This is a genomic window from Nocardia vinacea (assembly GCF_035920345.1).
In the GTDB taxonomy this organism is placed as follows: domain Bacteria; phylum Actinomycetota; class Actinomycetes; order Mycobacteriales; family Mycobacteriaceae; genus Nocardia; species Nocardia vinacea_A.
The window spans coordinates 2,827,034-2,842,443 of sequence record NZ_CP109149.1; the positions used below are offsets into that span (position 1 = coordinate 2,827,034).

11 protein-coding genes and 4 pseudogenes are annotated in these 15,410 nt (G+C 64.3%); 7 read left to right on the forward strand and 8 right to left on the reverse strand.

The features are described from left to right. The first annotated feature begins 31 nt into the window (after nucleotides 1-31). Nucleotides 32-682 carry a GntR family transcriptional regulator gene (locus OIE68_RS13100; RefSeq protein WP_327099652.1) on the forward strand — a complete coding sequence of 217 codons (651 nt, stop codon included), beginning with the start codon at nucleotides 32-34 and terminating at the stop codon, nucleotides 680-682. Nucleotides 683-765: 83 nt separating this feature from the next. Continuing rightward, nucleotides 766-2,049 (forward strand): amidohydrolase family protein, encoded by a 1,284-nt coding sequence (locus tag OIE68_RS13105; protein ID WP_327099653.1) that lies wholly within the window; start codon nucleotides 766-768, stop codon nucleotides 2,047-2,049. A 361-nt stretch (nucleotides 2,050-2,410) separates the two neighbouring features. Here the strand turns inward: OIE68_RS13105 and OIE68_RS13110 are convergent, their stop codons facing one another. After that, nucleotides 2,411-2,914: a gluconokinase gene (locus tag OIE68_RS13110; protein WP_327101657.1), complete on the reverse strand. Its 504-nt coding sequence runs from the start codon at nucleotides 2,912-2,914 to the stop codon at nucleotides 2,411-2,413. Nucleotides 2,915-2,980: 66 nt separating this feature from the next. On the opposite strand from OIE68_RS13110, the gene OIE68_RS13115 reads away from it, so the two are divergent. Then, the gene (locus tag OIE68_RS13115; RefSeq protein WP_327099654.1) at nucleotides 2,981-3,649 is read left to right on the forward strand and encodes a CAP domain-containing protein; all 669 of its coding nucleotides are present in this window, start codon (nucleotides 2,981-2,983) and stop codon (nucleotides 3,647-3,649) included. Between the two features lie 43 nt (nucleotides 3,650-3,692). Here the strand turns inward: OIE68_RS13115 and OIE68_RS13120 are convergent. The 3 genes and pseudogenes from OIE68_RS13120 to OIE68_RS13130 form a co-directional block, all read right to left on the reverse strand. After that, nucleotides 3,693-4,852 (reverse strand): annotated as a pseudogene (locus tag OIE68_RS13120) (RNA polymerase sigma factor). Nucleotides 4,853-4,965: 113 nt separating this feature from the next. After that, a complete protein-coding gene (locus tag OIE68_RS13125) occupies nucleotides 4,966-5,349 on the reverse strand; it encodes a YciI family protein (protein ID WP_327099655.1) in 384 nt (127 codons plus the stop codon). A gap of 601 nt (nucleotides 5,350-5,950) precedes the next feature. Then, nucleotides 5,951-7,225 carry a PucR family transcriptional regulator gene (locus tag OIE68_RS13130; protein ID WP_327099656.1) on the reverse strand — a complete coding sequence of 425 codons (1,275 nt, stop codon included), beginning with the start codon at nucleotides 7,223-7,225 and terminating at the stop codon, nucleotides 5,951-5,953. Nucleotides 7,226-7,598: 373 nt separating this feature from the next. Here OIE68_RS13130 and OIE68_RS13135 point away from each other — a divergent pair, with 373 nt between their 5' ends. After that, entirely contained in the window at nucleotides 7,599-7,988 is a 390-nt protein-coding gene (locus tag OIE68_RS13135; RefSeq protein WP_327099657.1) for a hypothetical protein, read from the forward strand. 395 nt (nucleotides 7,989-8,383) lie between these two features. Here OIE68_RS13135 and OIE68_RS13140 read toward each other — a convergent pair whose 3' ends face one another. Beyond that, complete coding sequence (locus tag OIE68_RS13140; RefSeq protein ID WP_327099658.1) at nucleotides 8,384-8,722, reverse strand: carbonic anhydrase; 339 nt, start codon at nucleotides 8,720-8,722, stop codon at nucleotides 8,384-8,386. Nucleotides 8,723-9,340: 618 nt separating this feature from the next. Between OIE68_RS13140 and OIE68_RS13145 the strand changes: the two genes are divergently transcribed. Continuing rightward, the gene (locus OIE68_RS13145) at nucleotides 9,341-9,523 is read left to right on the forward strand and encodes a hypothetical protein (protein ID WP_327099659.1); all 183 of its coding nucleotides are present in this window, start codon (nucleotides 9,341-9,343) and stop codon (nucleotides 9,521-9,523) included. Between the two features lie 438 nt (nucleotides 9,524-9,961). Here the strand turns inward: OIE68_RS13145 and OIE68_RS13150 are convergent, their stop codons facing one another. Continuing rightward, complete coding sequence (locus OIE68_RS13150) at nucleotides 9,962-10,597, reverse strand: inositol monophosphatase family protein (RefSeq protein WP_327099660.1); 636 nt, start codon at nucleotides 10,595-10,597, stop codon at nucleotides 9,962-9,964. A 2,179-nt stretch (nucleotides 10,598-12,776) separates the two neighbouring features. Here OIE68_RS13150 and OIE68_RS13155 point away from each other — a divergent pair. Continuing rightward, nucleotides 12,777-13,163: pseudogene (locus tag OIE68_RS13155) on the forward strand (SulP family inorganic anion transporter); the annotation flags it as partial. A gap of 449 nt (nucleotides 13,164-13,612) precedes the next feature. On the opposite strand, the pseudogene OIE68_RS13160 reads toward OIE68_RS13155, so the two are convergent. Both OIE68_RS13160 and OIE68_RS13165 read right to left on the reverse strand, forming a co-directional pair. Next, a pseudogene (locus OIE68_RS13160) lies at nucleotides 13,613-14,230 on the reverse strand (zinc-binding dehydrogenase); the annotation flags it as partial. Between the two features lie 196 nt (nucleotides 14,231-14,426). Continuing rightward, nucleotides 14,427-14,540: pseudogene (locus OIE68_RS13165) on the reverse strand (hypothetical protein); the annotation flags it as partial. Here OIE68_RS13165 and OIE68_RS13170 point away from each other — a divergent pair. Continuing rightward, a complete protein-coding gene (locus OIE68_RS13170; RefSeq protein WP_327102069.1) occupies nucleotides 14,499-15,014 on the forward strand; it encodes a hypothetical protein in 516 nt (171 codons plus the stop codon). The pseudogene OIE68_RS13165 and the gene OIE68_RS13170 sit on opposite strands and share 42 nt — an antisense overlap. The last annotated feature ends 396 nt before the right edge of the window (nucleotides 15,015-15,410 follow it).

A 15,410-nucleotide genomic window follows, 5' to 3' on the forward strand; every position in this document is an offset into this window, starting at 1 on the left:
TGGGAGCCATGTGAGCAGCACCACCCGGCGAATGACTCCGCAACAAGTGTGCCGAGCCATCCGCGACGACATCATCCGCGGCGTCTTCGCGCCCGGCCAACGCCTCACCGAGGACACCCTCGCCGAGCGCTACGGCGTATCCCGAGTTCCGGTGCGCGAGGCGCTACGCACCCTGGAGGCCGAGGGTTTCGCCTGGTCGCGCCCATACGCCGGGACTTTCGTCGCCGAACTGACCGAGGCCGACGCCGCCGATCTGCTCGAAATCCGCGCCCTGCTCGAACCGCTGTGCGCGGGCCGCGCCGCCGTACGCCGCACCGCGGAGCAACTCGGCAGGCTCAAGGAACTCACCGCACTCGGCCAGGACGCCGTGCGCGACGGACGGTTCGACGAGCTCACGCGACTCAACAGCCGCTTCCACGAGGTACTCGCCGAGGCGTCGGGCAGCACCCTGCTCAGCCAGCTGATCACCCAGCTCAGCTGGAAGATCGCCTGGGTATACGCGGTCGAATTGCCCAGGCGCGCCGAGGATTCCTGGCACGAGCACGAGGAGATCTGCGCCGCACTCGACGCGGGCGATCCGGAGCGCGCCACCCAGGTGGTCGCCGCACATATCGCCCACGCCACCTCGGCATATCGGCGCCGCGACCGCGCCGCCGATCCAGCGGCGCAACAGGATCCGTAACCCAGACGTCGCATTTCTCGCGGCGGAACGAAACACGAGGGTCGTATACAACCTTTGTCCCGTTCTTCTCCCGGAGGTTGCCCATGGTGGATCTGCTGCTGCGCGACGCCCGCATCGCCGACGACGCGGCCCTGGTCGACATTGTCATCGACCAAGGCGTCATCATGCAGCTCGACCACCTACCGCCCGGGCGTGCCGACCACGAAATCGACTGCGCCGGACGCGTCGTCATCCCGGGACTTATCGAATCACACCTGCACCTGGACAAGGCACTGCTCGATCGCGAACGACCGAACCTCGATGGCACCCTGGCCGGGGCGATCGCGGTCACCGGCGAACTCAAGCGCACCTTCACCCGCGCGTCGATCCGCGACCGGGCGCGGCGCGTTCTCGACCTGGCGATCACCAACGGCACCACCACGATTCGCGCCCATCCCGACGTCGACCCGATCATCGGACTGCTCGGTGTCGAGGCACTACTCGACCTGCGTGAGGAGTATCGCGGCAGAATCGATCTGCAGATCGTCGCCTTTCCGCAGGAAGGCATCCTGCGTGCCCCCGGCACCATCGACCTGCTGCGCGAAAGCCTGCGTCGCGGCGCAGATGTCATCGGCGGCTGCGCCTACAACGAAGCGACCGTCGCCGACTGCCGTCGCCATATCGATCTCATCTTCGAACTGGCCGCCGAATTCGACGTCCCGATCGATATCCACGCCGATTTCGCCGACGACGCGACCGATCCCCGCTTCGCGCTCGCCGACTACATCGCCGAGGTCACCGAGCGCACCGGCATGCGAGGCCGAGTTGCGTTGGGCCACATGACTTCCCTGGCTGGTCAGCCACCGAGGCAGCGACGCGAAACCCTGAACCGTCTGGCCGCAGCAGGCATCGCGGTCGTCCCGCTGCCCGCCACCGACATACATCTCGGCGGCCGCGCTGATACCACAAATATCCGCCGTGGCATCGCACCGGTCCGTGAGCTCTGGGACGCGGGCATCACCACCGCGTACTCCTCCAACAACATTCGCAATGCGTTCACCCCCTACGGCAACGCCGACCTCCTCGACATCGGCCTGTTCCTGGCCCAGACCAGCCACCTTTCCACTCCCGCCGAGCTGACCCGGATCCTGACCATGGCCACCACCCAGGCCGCCGCCGTCATCGGGATCGCTGATCGCTACGGCATCCGCCCCGGCGCCGCCGCGGATCTCGTCGTCCTGTCCACCCATCGCGTCGCCGATGCCCTACTCGACCGCCCGGACCGCTGCTACGTCATCAAATCGGGCCGGATAGTCGCGCGTACCACGCGAACCCACGAACTGCTGCCCGCTGCCGATCCACCGGCACGGCAGCCACTGGCCAGCTGACATGCGCCGCACAGCGATTCAGCCCAGCGAATCCGCTTCTCGAGACAGCCGCGTAGCCGGCGTAACGCGACACGAACTCCCAGTGGCGGAGTCCTCGGCCGGAAGCATCATGGACGACCAGGAATGGCGGACCGCTTCAGCACGTGGTCGCTTTGATCCCGCGCCGGCGCAACCAGGGGGTTTCCGGTCGTGGGCCGGTTGATGCGCGGGACACCGCGGCGGATGCCTGCGAGGGGTCTGCTGGCGCATCTGGATTCACGGTTGGAACCGCGACGGTGGTCGCTGGTGCGGGTGCGCCGTCGCGTCATCCCAAGACCTGCGGTCACCGTGCGCCGGCGAAGTAGCGGTATGTGCTGTCGAGCTATTCGGCGTCCGGTGTGCTGGCGTGCTTCTGAAGAAGCGTGGCTGCTGCTTGGGCGACCTTCTCGGGCGCTTGGTCGGCAGAGAGGACAGCGCCCCGCTCGGCGGATTCAAGTGGTTCGAGCGCGGCTAATTGGGAATCGAGTAGGGACAGGGGCATGTAATGGCCGTGGCGATGGGCCATACGCTCGATCAGTTGCTCACGGTCGGCGGTCAAGAGCAGAAAGAACACCGTTGATGCGGAGGCCCGCAGTATCTCGCGGTAGCGTCGTTTGAGCGCCGAGCACGCGACCACGCCACCGGTGCCTGCTGTGTCGCGATCGTGCAGCCAGCGACCGACGGCGGCGAGCCAGGGCTCGCGATCGGAGTCATCCAGTGGGAGACCCGAGGACATCTTGGCGACGTTGCCAGGTGTGTGGAAGTCGTTCGCGTCGGCGAACGGGACGCCGAGCCGGGTTGCTAGTAGGCAAGCGATTGTTGTTTTCCCCGTCCCGGAAACTCCCAGTCGAGGAGCGCAATGGTTCCTCGAACGTACGGAGTTGAAAGACCATGAGCCGCAAGATCATCGGCGGTGCCATACTGGCGCTGGCCATCACCACCACCCGCCGTCACCGGTCTCCCCCGCACCACCGCGCCCGCCGCCGCGGCCCCCACCTGCGATAACGCCGACGACCCGGTGCACGGCTACCAGTACTTCGCGAACAAGTACCCCAACAACGGCCTCGGCGCCATGTTCGCCCTGAACGACCAGTTCGACAAGATCGAGCACGCCGTCTTCTGCCTCACCAACATCGAACGCGCCAATGCCGGTGTCCCCGAGCTGAAATGGAGCGACGACTTGCGCAGCAGCGCAGCTGATTTCGCCCGCCACGCCGAGGGGCGCCAATGGTGGACCGACGGAGCGAACTCTCACGACGATCCCGACCTCGCCGGTGTCCCGGTGGACACCCAGATCCAGCGCCGCGTGAAGTCCTACAACCCCTGCACCTACTACCAGGGCGATGGCCACGACGTGAACCGCTGGTCGGAGAACACCTACGCAGGCTGGGGCTCGAACACCTTCACCACCGCCCGAGCAGCCGTCACCTGGTGGATGAACAGCCCCACCCACAAGGCCAACATCCTCGACCGCAACGTCACCAAGCTCGGTGCAGGTGTCCGCGCCGGCGCCGCCCGCCCCGGCTTCGACACCACCGACCCCGCCGGCATCTTCGTCCAGCAATTCATCTCCTGCAGCTGACTTCCCAGGCCTTTCAGCGATTCCATCCGTCGTCACGGCCGATTCAGCAGGACGCGGCCCGGTCGAGCAGCAGCGTCCGCTCGGCCTCGTTACTGGTCATCGCCGCGGCCCGTTCGAACTCCGAGCGTGCCTCGTCACGACGCTCGAGCTTGAGCAGCAGATCACCCCGGACGGCAGGCAGCAGGTGGTAGCCGCGCAGCGCGGTGAGGGCGGACAGCTCATCGACGATGGCCAGCGCGGCTGTGGGTCCGTCGGCCATCGACACCGCGACGGCCCGGTTCAGCTCGACCACCGGCGAGCCGGTCAGTGCGCTGAGTTCGTGATAGAGCTCGGCGATGCGGTGCCAGTCGGTAACAGGTGCGCTCATCGCGCGGGCGTGACAGGCGGCGATCGAGGCCTGCAACACGTAGGACCCGCGTCCGCCGAGGTGTTCGGCCCGCCGCAGCGCACCCTCGGCATGTGTGATGAGCAACCGGTCCCAGCGGGTCCGGTCCTGACGGTCCAGCGGCACCGGCCGGCCGCCGGCGTCGGTTCGGGCCCGCAGCCGCGACGCCTGGAACTCCATCAGCGCCACCAGTGCGTGCGGCTCCGGTTCGTCGGGTGCGAGCGCCGCGAGCATCCGACGAACCGCATGGCCTCCGCACACAGCTCTGCACGCATCCAGGAATCGCCGCTGGTGGCGGCGTATCCCTCGTTGAAGACGAGGTAGACGACCTCGAGCACCGAGGCCAGCCGTGCGGTCAGCTCGTCGCCGACCGGAACCTCGAACCGGACCCCCGCGTTCGACAACGTCTTCTTCGCTCGCGAAATCCGCTGACCGAGCGTGGTGGGCGGGATCAGGAAGGCGTGGGCTATCTCGTCGGTGGACAGTCCCGCCACCGTCTTGAGCGTGAGCGCCACCCGTGCGTCGCGGCCGAGCACCGGGTGGCACGCGGTGAACATCAACCGCAGGACATCATCGCCGACGTGCCTGTCGAATTCGATCGCGTCCATCGGATCCTCGCCCTCAGGCGTCTCGCGGGCGAGCAGTGCGAGCTTGCGCTCCAGGTTCACCTGGCGGCGGACTGTGTCGACCGCGCGACGGCGGGCGACAGCCAGCAGCCAGGCGCCCGGCTTGTCCGGAACGCCCGACTCGGGCCACTGCTCCAGCGCCGCGATCAGCGCATCCTGGGCCAAGTCCTCGGCCAAGCCCAGGTCGTTCACGATTCGCGCCAGGGAGGCGGTCAACCGCGCCGACTCGATCCGCCAGACCGCCTCCACGGTCCGCCGGGTCGCACTCGTCACCCGATGCCCTCGGCCCTACAAGCCCGGTCTTCTCACGCCTCGCGCAGCTCGGGCGTCAACGCCTCGCCGAAGTCCTCCGCGGTGTATAACGGCCGTACCTCGACGACACCATTGCGGATCGGGGCGCGGCGGACCCACTCGAGCGCCTCCTCGAGCGAGGACACCTCCCAGATCTGGTAGCCGGCGATCAGCTCCTTGGTTTCGGCGAACGGCCCGTCGAGCACCGACGAGCCGCCCTTCTCGTCGAAGGCCACCCGCTTGCCGGCCGAGCTCGGCTTCAGGCCGTCACCGGCCAGCACCACGCCGGCCTTGGCAAGCTCTTCATTGAAGGCCTCCATATCGGCGAACTCCTCGGTGGTGGGCGGGACCCCGCGCTCGGTGTCCTCGGTCGCCTTCCCCAGAATCATGACTCGCATGTGATTGCTCCTTAGCCGTCGCCGGGGCCGACCCACCGTTCGCGGACCGTCTCCACCCTGACTCACCCCTACGTCGAACGGCAAGCCGCGGTTTCGACATCGACACCGAGAAATTTCTGCGCCCTGGGATCTTCGTAACCGATGGCTCCGCTCGTCTATGAGGAACGATCCCGCCGCTGCACCACTGATCCAACCGGCAAGTGGACACCACTTCCCAAGTCCGGCATCGACGCCAGCCCAGCCGCGTCCCTCGATCGGCGAAGCCGATCCCGGCTTCGCCGTCAGTGGTCGGTCATCAGCTGACCGTCGACCACGGTTCCGCAGCACGAATGCGACTCGCTGCGAGACCGGCAGCGCTCGAGGTACGGCGGTGCGACAACAGTTGTCGAGCACGGTCACCGCCATCCAAGACATGACCTGCGGGTTCGGCGGATCGTTGATGATCGGCGCTCGTCGCGCGCCAACTGGTCGGCGGCTGAATACTCGTGCGATGTCCTGCCGTCGCAGCTACCAGCGGAACGCGACTGAGAGAAGCCGCCGGAAACACCCTTGGCGAGACAGTCCCCGATCGAATCGCCGGGGCGGCTCAGTGGCGCACACCCTATGGTCGCGTTCGAGTTGGCTGATCGAGTGCGGGGCGGCTGGTTGTGTCGGTTGTGTGCTGCGGGTATCCGCGGGCGATCAGAGCTGCTCGGAGGTGCCAGATACCGGAGAGTTTGGATGGGTCGAAGCCGGTGAGTTGGCCGATTCTCTTGAGTCGGTAGTCGACGGTGTTGGTGTGTACGTGCAGCGACTGGGCGGTGCGTCGGCGGGTGAGGTTGTGGCTGAAGTGTCGTTGCAGTGTTTCGAGGAGTTCGGGGTGTTCGTCGAGTGGGGTCAAAATTGTGCGAAGCCATTCCAGACCAGGGCCCGGGCGGGTGAGCTGGTATTCCATCGCGAGTTGATCGAAGCGATATAGTCCGCGCGCATACTGCAGCCGCTGCACCATGTCGAGGAGTTCGTGTGCTTGGTCGGTGGCGCCCGGAATACGGGAGGTCGGGGCGGTGACGACCGTGGCGGTGATGGGAACCTGTGCGGCGCATGACAATTCATCGATCAACGCGTCGAGGTCTTCGTTGGGCACCAGTGTCGCGGGTAGCAGGATCGTGCCGCCGTCGACGCTGAGTAGTGAAAGCGCATTGCCGGTGTACTTTTTGGCGAGCTCCGCTTGTATACGCCGAAGTTTGCGTCGTGCAACGACTTTGGTATCCAGGCGCGGGTTGTGTTCCTCCGGGTGTGCCGGGATGGCCACGGCGAGAACCCAATAGGATTCGGCGATCTCTATGCCGCACTCGCGCGCCATGGTAGAGGTGGAGTTGCCGCCGAGCAGAGCTGAGGTGAGCGTGTGCGCGGCGGTGTGGTGGTCGCTGACCACGGCCCGCAACTCCTTGACGTAGGCGCGGGAGACGGTGGCGGTGATTGTGTCGAGGATTTCGAGCAGTCGCCGGCTGGCCGACTTGATACTGTCGAAGTCCGCGGCCGTCGCGTCGGCGAGGACCAGGTCGAAGCCGAGCTTGAACCCTTCGTGCACCGCGTGGTGGATGGTGTCGATCGGTATGCCTTCGCGAGCCCAGCCCTCGGCGGCAGTCCGTAGTTTCTGGGTCCGCTCGGGGCCATCGGAACCGTCGAGCATGCTCACGGCGAGCTCGAGGCAGGTCCGGGTGATCGTGGTGATATCGCCATTGAGCGCCTCGCCGGGCAACGTCCGGCACGGAACGATGTGCTCGACGAAGTGGCCGACCATTTTCCGCGATAGTGTCCGGACGTCTTTCAACGGCGATGTGACGGGCTGGCCCGAAACGATCAAGTCCCGACGGGCTGAACTGGCGATGGTCATTGTGACTCCCTTCCATCCCCGCAGCGTGGCGAAGCACATAACGGTAACGCGGCGATCGCCGGTATCGGTCCGGCTATCTACGCTTCTGGGATTTGGGGAATGGAGTTGATCACGCCGCTGTGATCAACCACAGATCTGAAGGCGCCATCCCTGGATACGCGGTCGCTGGACTGGTCAAACGTCCGGTTGGCATCGCGTATCCGCAATACGTTGGCCGAGTTCGCCGAGCACACGCCACCGGGCCGAGATCGTAGGGAAGGTTCACAATCGAGACAGCGCTCGGTTCGTTCGATCACTGAAATGAGCCGGTCAGCGCGAAGCCGCAGCTATCAGCCCGTACCGTCGATGCTTGAAGAGCGGCGGAGGGAGCGCCATGGCAGTGGACCCGCACGACGAACGCCGAACAGCGGGCGCAACATCCGCCCACAACGGACGCCCTCGACATACCGTCGCGGACCGAGTTCTCAAGGCCGGCATCGAACGTGCGCTCGTCGTATTCGACGCCGCCGAAGCCTCGGGTGCCCTCACATTCGATTGGTTCGAGCACGCCGCGACCCGCTGCGCACAGGACGGAATCCCGATCGAGACTGTCCACGCAGTGGTCACCGAAAGTGTGAAATCGGCGTTGGGTCGACTTGGTTCGGCCACCGACGTCGTCGACGGCGGACGGGAAGTCGGGCTCGAACAAATCGCTCCCCTGAGTATCCTCGACCAGCTCATCGCCGTCGTCTCGCGCGCCTATGCCGGACCGTCGGTGGCATAGCCGGAGGGCTGGCGGGCCTCGGTTCCGGTGAGCAGCCGTTTGAGGATCCGCGATCGTGGTTCGCTCCGGCACCGGCGGGCGCCCGTCAGTGTTGTAGCGCGGAATATCGGAATGCAGGTACTGGACGAGTTTCCAGGTCGCCGTCTACGAACAGTGCCGACAAGCGGTGTCGCGGAACGATCTCCTCGGACTGCAGCCCGGAAAGACAACCCGCAGTCGTTGCGGCTGCATGGTCGACCTGTCCCTGCGGACATGTCACAGGTACCGGGTCGAGTGCGATGCGATGATCCGATAGCCGGGATGCTGGGCAGACACCGCCGCTGCGGCATGGCTGCGAGAACGTCGAGGCCTGGCACGACTTCGATTGGCGTGCAGGTGAACTCGCATCCAATCGGTCAGACGGTGACCGGTGCGGTGGCGTCCTGGTCGGCCATCTGGCTGATGCCATCGGCGGTGACCTCCAGCACGCAGGCAGTGGAGATATCGAAGAACAGGCCCGACACCGTCAGGCCGCGCTCCGCGACGGCCCCGCGCATAACTGGATGATGCTGCAGGGTCTCCAGCTGCACGGCGACGTTCACCATGCTCAGCTGAGCGGCCTCGTCGTAGCCCGCGGCCGTCGCGGCCAACCGCACCGGGTGCTCGGCCCGGTAAGCGTCCAGGCTGGGCCGGGCATGGGCGAGCCAGGCATCCAGCCTCGGTCCGGCGGAGGTGCCGGCGAGCAGCGCCTTCATCTTCAGGCGTCGTATCGGTGTCGGTGGACATATTTCTCCTTCACCAGGCCGGTGGGCCGGCCCCAGTTTGTCGAACATGTTCTCCAGGCATCGAAAGCAGCTGCCGGACAACGATGTCCGAGACCTCGATGTCCAGCAGCCTCTCAGGCGTGAGGAGTTTCCAAGATCAAAGTACTGGCAGCAGCACAACGAAAAACGGGCCAGGCGAATGTTTGTGACCGACACTATTCCGAACGGTAGCGTTTTCGGTGCCGCCACAACGCGTCTCGGACGGAGTGACCGGGCTTCGATGGACCCGAGAGGCCCACAGAGCGCAAGCACAAGCGTAGATGCCACGGAAGCTGAAGTGGCGCAGCATGCCCTCGTAGCCGACCCCGAGATTACCCGACGGCTGCGACGAAAGACCACAATTGATCTACAGAATTCTCGTGTGTATTCACAACACGGCTGTTTTCGTGAATACCGCGGAATTATTGGGCATATCCACGAAAACTCCGCAAACACATAATCTGAGAACCCAAATTCTTGCCGACTGCGGGCAGCGGTCCCGCGGGGCGTGGTCTGATTGGGCCGCCTCGAGTTCGGGGCTTGTCACGTAGCACAATTGAGGATGACTGTATGAATTCAAGAATTATCCGTCGACTCGCCATATTCGCGTTCGCACTGCCCGCAATCGCGTTGAGCGGCGGTACAGCCTCGGCAGCAGCCGCCACGGCCACTCCGGTCGGTGGCTCGGTGGAATTGTGTATTCCCATCCCCCTTGGCTCGGCCGAGAACACCTTCTGCCTGCCTATCGGCTAGTTCGAGTTGGGTGCGGCGGTGGCGAGACCGTTCATGGCTAGCAGGATTCTGTTTCCAGTTCGGAGTCGCCACCGTCGCGCGGCATCGGTGGAGTTCACCGGGTGGCAAGTGTCGGCTCGCGGACGCAGTAGCGTCGGTTGCGGGCCATACCGGGTAGTGCGCTACTGGTTGAAAGCTGTTGTCACGCTGAATGTTCGACCTGACAGTGCCTGATATGCGCCCGGCACTGGTCGAGCTCGCTTCTTTGGAGAAGGGGCAGTTCCGCAGCGTCGCGGAACGTGTCGGCAGTGGGTGGCCCTGACCGGGGTGGCAACCGATTTTGCCGCTCCGGTCTGCTGAGGCCGATCGTACGCGATGGCGGTATCCGACCAAACGTGTTGCCGTCCACCGGAGTCGTGACGGAAACAGGCTCTGGCGCATCAGTGATCCGTGTAGGTGTCAGAGATCGACCTGTCCAGCGGCAACGAGCATGGCGCCCTGGCAAGCGCCAGCCCAGTTCGTCAGCGGGCCGCCGTCGCCACAGCGGGCCAGCAGTGCAGTGGCTCTGGCCAGACGTTGCGCAGGAACCCAGTCAGCGACGGGCCAAATCGCTGCGGTGGCTTTGTCGAGAATCCTGGTTCTCGTCACAGTCAGCGCTTGGCGAGGTCCAAGGCGCCCGGGAAGGCAGGTACTGGTCCACGCACCAGTCGCGCGTGATGCCCACCAGCGACGCTGCAGCGCGGGCGCGGTGATCACGCCCGTGCGGACCTCGCCATCGGCCTCCACTGCGATCAGGGTGCTCCACTCCGCCCGCCCGATCGAGAAGTTACCGGTGCCATCAATCGGGTCGATCACCCAGCACCGGGCCGCATTGCCGTGCCCGCCGAACTCCTCCCCGACGACGCAATCCTGGGGACGAGCGCTGGCGAGCCGATCCCGGATGACTTGCTCAACCTCACGATCAGCGGCCGTGACGGGGCTACCGTCGGCTTTGCGTTGCGTTCCGACGTTTCCAGCCGAGAAGAACTGCATCGAGATGCGGTCGGCAACATCGGCCAGATGCTGAGCAAGCAGGAGATCGTCTATCGGCGACACACGTATCAAATTCTAGAAACCCCCAGTGGGCCAGGAAGATTCGCTGGCTAGATCGTGCACTCTAGCCGGAACTTCGGCAACCGAGCAGGCCGGAAACCGCCCCCGAGCACCTCGATCAACCTGACCTTGACGATTCCACCTGATCACGAAAAGTGTGCCTGATCCAGTATTCAGCTGCCGTTGACAAGGACCTGGGTCTTCGTCCGGCATTCGGCAATATCGTATGTTGAGTACACCGCCGGAAGCCGTCTGAGCCAACCGATCTGAAGCGAGCTCGGATGGCTAGGCTCACGCCCACCGCGAGCTATCACCGGGCATTGTCGAGGCTATTGGCTCAGTTCGATGAATGGGAAGACATCCCGAAACCGTTGCAGGACGTCTGGTCTCCGCTGCAGTATCCGGAGGGCCGTCGGTCGGCTGACCGGCGAATCGAAAACATCCATCCCGTTGGGGGCGCTTCGATGCGCCGCAACCTTTGATCGGGCAGGTTCGGTGTCGACTTCGTCGAGGAATCTTGGGTCCAGAGCCAGCCCGTGCCGACGGGGTCCTTCGCCTCGAGGTCTGTAGTCCACACGGTGATGGTCGGCCAAAAAGGATCAGCGTCTGTCCTTTCGGGGCCAGACGCCATCGCGGGGCCTGGCAACTCCGCCGGTTGAACGGTTACTCGAATCCGGTGTGCGCCCATGTCGATCGCGTCGGTTCTTGTGTGGATCCCAATTCATGGCGATGGCCGCGCTCGTCAGCAACGTCGCGACAATGGCTACCACGACCAACTCGGTCAGCATGTCGTCCCACTTTCCGTCGACCCGGACTATGCCGGGGTATTACGCCACGACCTCGATGGCCCAGGGGTATTGATCGTTCAGACGGGAAGTTACAGCTCTACCAGCAGATTTCCGGCCTCGGCTGGACTTGTCACACTCTGGTTCCGGTCTATGGGTGACGGCGCACATATCGGACTGTGTGGACGGGATATGGCGAGCCGGGCCCTGGAGACGGATTTCTCGCCGAGTGCCAGCACGTGCGGGGATCGTTCCAGACGCCCGAATCTCATAGCAGCGCAACCGAAGCCGGACAGACAAGGGGGTCATCGACGGTGCCGATGATCAGTTCTCGGCCACTGAGACTGCCGCCGAACATGCTCGTGCACATCGGAATCGACCCGGTCGCGCCGCTCCCCGCGGCCACGTGGATCCAGAGCTGCGGCCGCGATACCCAGCAACACCAGTACGACGATGACGCCCACGATAGATCCGCCGATCAACAACAACCGTTTCCCATTCCCTCGACAGGTGCGTGGCGCGAACACCGCCACCGGTGATCTGATAGTCCTTGCGGCACAAATACTTTCATGCCACTCCTACACAAACCAACCCTACAAGCGCGGACCAGCCAGCCGAGCTCGGTCACCACGGGTCCCGAGGATCCTGAAGCCCCCGCAGCCGCGAAGTGAGCAGAGACTCCCGAAGCCGTCCCCAGAAGCCACAGTGCCCGATCGCACCAGCCCGCAACCTCATTACCGGCGCGAACTGACCGGTGATACGAAATGTGTTGTCGCGCGGGGGTTTCAGGGTGGAGTCGCGGGTGCGATGAAATCCATCTCGATCACGAATTCTGTTGTGCATCATACTTTTGACACACGCTTCATCAACAGTATATGAAAACTACTGTCGGACAGTCGGTTTGATGTGCTCAAACAGGTGGACGGTCATGAATCGTCTATCCGAAGGAGTCGGGACTGACCGCGCCGCCGCGCCGCGTCGCCGGATTTCGCCGAGGCTGGTCGTGGCAGCACTTCGGCCCCGGTGCAGCGTCCTCGACTGTGGATCGAGGCTGGTCGAGCCTATCGCGGCGCGCCCCGCTCCGTAGGGGCCCGGTCCCGGATGTCGGGGGCTTGAATGGCTTCGAGCTCGCCGGAACTCGCCGGCTGGTGCTGGTGTGCTCAGTGCGTCGATCGCCCGGCTGGATTCGTCGACACCGTTGCAAGCCACCGATGTTCCGGATGACGCCTTGGCGCTACTGCAGCTGACGTCGGGATCCACCGGCAGCCCGAAAGGTCCAAGGAAACAGCCATGCCAGCTCGCGGCACCCTCGGCACCGCCGAGCACGGGGGTCTCGTCGTTGTTCGCGACAGTGTGGTCAGCCTGATATGCGCGGGTTGGTTACCGCAGGACGATTGTTCGGCGGGATCGCGCGCGCCGCGCTGGCGATAGCGCCGGTCGTCGTGCACGCGATGCTCGCCGGTATCGGTGTCACCATCGCGCTGCAGCAGGTGCACGTGCTGTTGGGCGGCTCGTCGCGCGGCCCGGCTTTCGAGAACATCACCGAGCTGCCCGGTCAGCTGCTGAACCTGCACGGTGACAACTTCGTGGTCGGCGTGGTCGTCATCGGCTTCATCGTCGCCTGGCGTTGGGTGCCGGAGCGGGTGCGGCTGATCCCGGGCCCGCTGGTGGCGGTGCTCGTGGGTACGGTGCTGTCGCTGGTGCTGCCCGGCGATCCGGAGCGCATCAAGATCGACGGTTCGCTGTTCGACGCGATCGGCCTGCCCGGCCTGCCCGGCGGCAGCGGTCGACGCCGGCTGCATCGCCGAACTCCTCGTTTGCGCAGGTCTTGTCGGAGAGCTTGCCGTCCAGCGAACTGCATAAGGTAGACGAAGCGCTCGATCTGCTGGAGAGAATTGCCTACGGGTGATCTTCCCATGCCCCGGACCGGCTTGCGGCGAGCGAACGCTTGGCCGATAGAGTGCGCAGGCCAAGCGGCAGGCACTGTTGATCGGGACCGAATGCGAGCGGCTCCCATTGTCGAGCATCGAACCGATCCGACGGTCTGGGCGCGTGACACCATCAGATCCCTCGATGTCATCGACGCCGAAGTGGTGTTGATCGGTCCCCCCTTCGACAGCGCGGCGACCATCCTCGCCGAGCACGTGCACAGTGCTGGCGGTCTAGGGGATCGGGCGTGGCGACACCTCGATGGTGGCCAAGGGCAGCGCCGAGCTCCACAATCCGTATGCCACCACGGGCGGCCCCATGCCACACCGATCACAGCGATGTCCCGGATGAGCAGCCGGTTGACCTTGACCGTGGGGATCTCGCCAGCGGTGAACCCCACGACCAGCAGCCGCCCCTCCGGCTTCAAACAGCGCAGCGAGTCGGTGAACCGGTCCCCACCTACCGGGTCGAGAACGAGGCACAACTCAGAGATGAATTCCTCCCACCCCGGATCACCGAGATTCTTCACATACGAACCACGCAGATAACCCACCATGCGCCGCAAATCATCCCAATTATGGTGATAGGCGTTGCAGCACTCCGGGGTCAGGAACACCCGCCGCGCCACATTCCGCTCCCCCTTTACGAAACCCGGGCACAGTGCCTCATACGACTTATTGTGCGCAAGCACGTCATAACGCGGACTCAACACCACACCCGGCAAAGGTTCCAGATGATCCAGAATCACCTGAAGTTCTTCTGGCAGAGCAGTTCCCGCGTGCGCAGTCGGCACCGTCGGCACATCCGCCAACCGATACAAGTGCGCCTTCTCCGCAGCATCCAACGACAACGTACGTGCAACCGAATTCAACACCTGCACACTGATATTGATATTTCTGCCCTGCTCGAGCCAGGAGAACCACGGAAAGAGATATCGATGGACAACCCCGCCGCAGAAGCGTAAAAGCGAGGCTCAGAACCAGTTTCCATGACGGCGCACCGCAAAGTCCGACGTATAGCTTGCTCGGTGTGATCAGCAGCGTGTTGCGATAACGGCGCACGGTAAACCCGAGAAAGTCGAAGCCCTCGTCGAGGCAGGTGATGCGTGTCTTGTCCTCGTTGAGGGCCAGTGCTCTCGGCGCGAGCCCTGCGGCGAGCTGAGCTTTGATCTGCTCAGCCTGCTGCCTGGAGTGACAGAGGGCGACCAGGTCGTCGGCATATCTGATCAGCACCGGCGAATTCCGGTGCGCCGCAGCGCTTTAGGGCCGATGCGGTCGTATCGAGCTGGGGCGGAATATTCCATCCCATGCGAGGCCACGTTCGGCAATAACGGGCTGACCTCGCCGTTATTGGCCAATGTCTATCTGTCCGTGCTGGATCGGCATTTCGCGCGGACCCGGGACGAACAGATGAGTCCGCCTTGGCGGCGGCAGTATCGCCGCCGGACGGGCCGACCGAACTACCGGCTGATTCGCTATGCCGATAATTTCGTCGTGCTGGTGCACGGCACGAAATCCGAAGCAGAAGACCTGAAGTCGCAGATCTCGGTCCTGTTGGCCGGGCGGTTGAAGATGACTCTCTCGGACGAGAAGACCCACATCAACGACGGATTCATATCCTCGGCTTCCACATCCAGGCGAAGCCCCGAGGCGGCGGCCGTCGTGTCGTGCTCACCATCCCGTCCAAGAACGTGTTGGCGTCGGTGATGCACAAGATCAAGACACTGACGAAGCGGGCACCACCTCGCTGCCTGAGGGGAAGCTCGACCATTCTTGCCATTGTTGGGAACATTTTGATGTGAGAATGCTCTATCTGCAAGGGCGCTCAGCGCCATGTGAAGCGATCGGGGGCGCGGGGTGCAGGTCGAAAGGTTCGCCGACTCGAAGTCGATCCAGGCCAGCACGCCGCCAGCACCCCCCCATCCATGGCACTGAGATGCTCACCGTTGCAAGGCAATAGCCGCAACAGATGGCAATCGAGGCTGCGATTCCGGCTTGGTGCACCATTCGGTCTGCCCGTGACCAAGCCGTGGTCCACGTGTCTCGAAGTCGCCAGCAGGGGTGACAGCAGATAACAGATGTGTTGCACCGCAAGATATTTCG

Excerpts from the sequence above, each read along its gene's own strand:
- OIE68_RS13100 (WP_327099652.1), top strand. The coding sequence starts at position 32 with ATGACTCCGCAACAAGTGTGCCGAGCCATCCGCGACGACATCATCCGC.
- OIE68_RS13105 (WP_327099653.1), top strand. The coding sequence starts at position 766 with ATGGTGGATCTGCTGCTGCGCGACGCCCGCATCGCCGACGACGCGGCC.
- OIE68_RS13125 (WP_327099655.1), bottom strand. The coding sequence starts at position 5,349 with ATGCGAGTCATGATTCTGGGGAAGGCGACCGAGGACACCGAGCGCGGG.
- OIE68_RS13130 (WP_327099656.1), bottom strand. The coding sequence starts at position 7,225 with ATGACCATCGCCAGTTCAGCCCGTCGGGACTTGATCGTTTCGGGCCAG.
- OIE68_RS13135 (WP_327099657.1), top strand. The coding sequence starts at position 7,599 with ATGGCAGTGGACCCGCACGACGAACGCCGAACAGCGGGCGCAACATCC.
- OIE68_RS13140 (WP_327099658.1), bottom strand. The coding sequence starts at position 8,722 with ATGAAGGCGCTGCTCGCCGGCACCTCCGCCGGACCGAGGCTGGATGCC.
- OIE68_RS13145 (WP_327099659.1), top strand. The coding sequence starts at position 9,341 with ATGAATTCAAGAATTATCCGTCGACTCGCCATATTCGCGTTCGCACTG.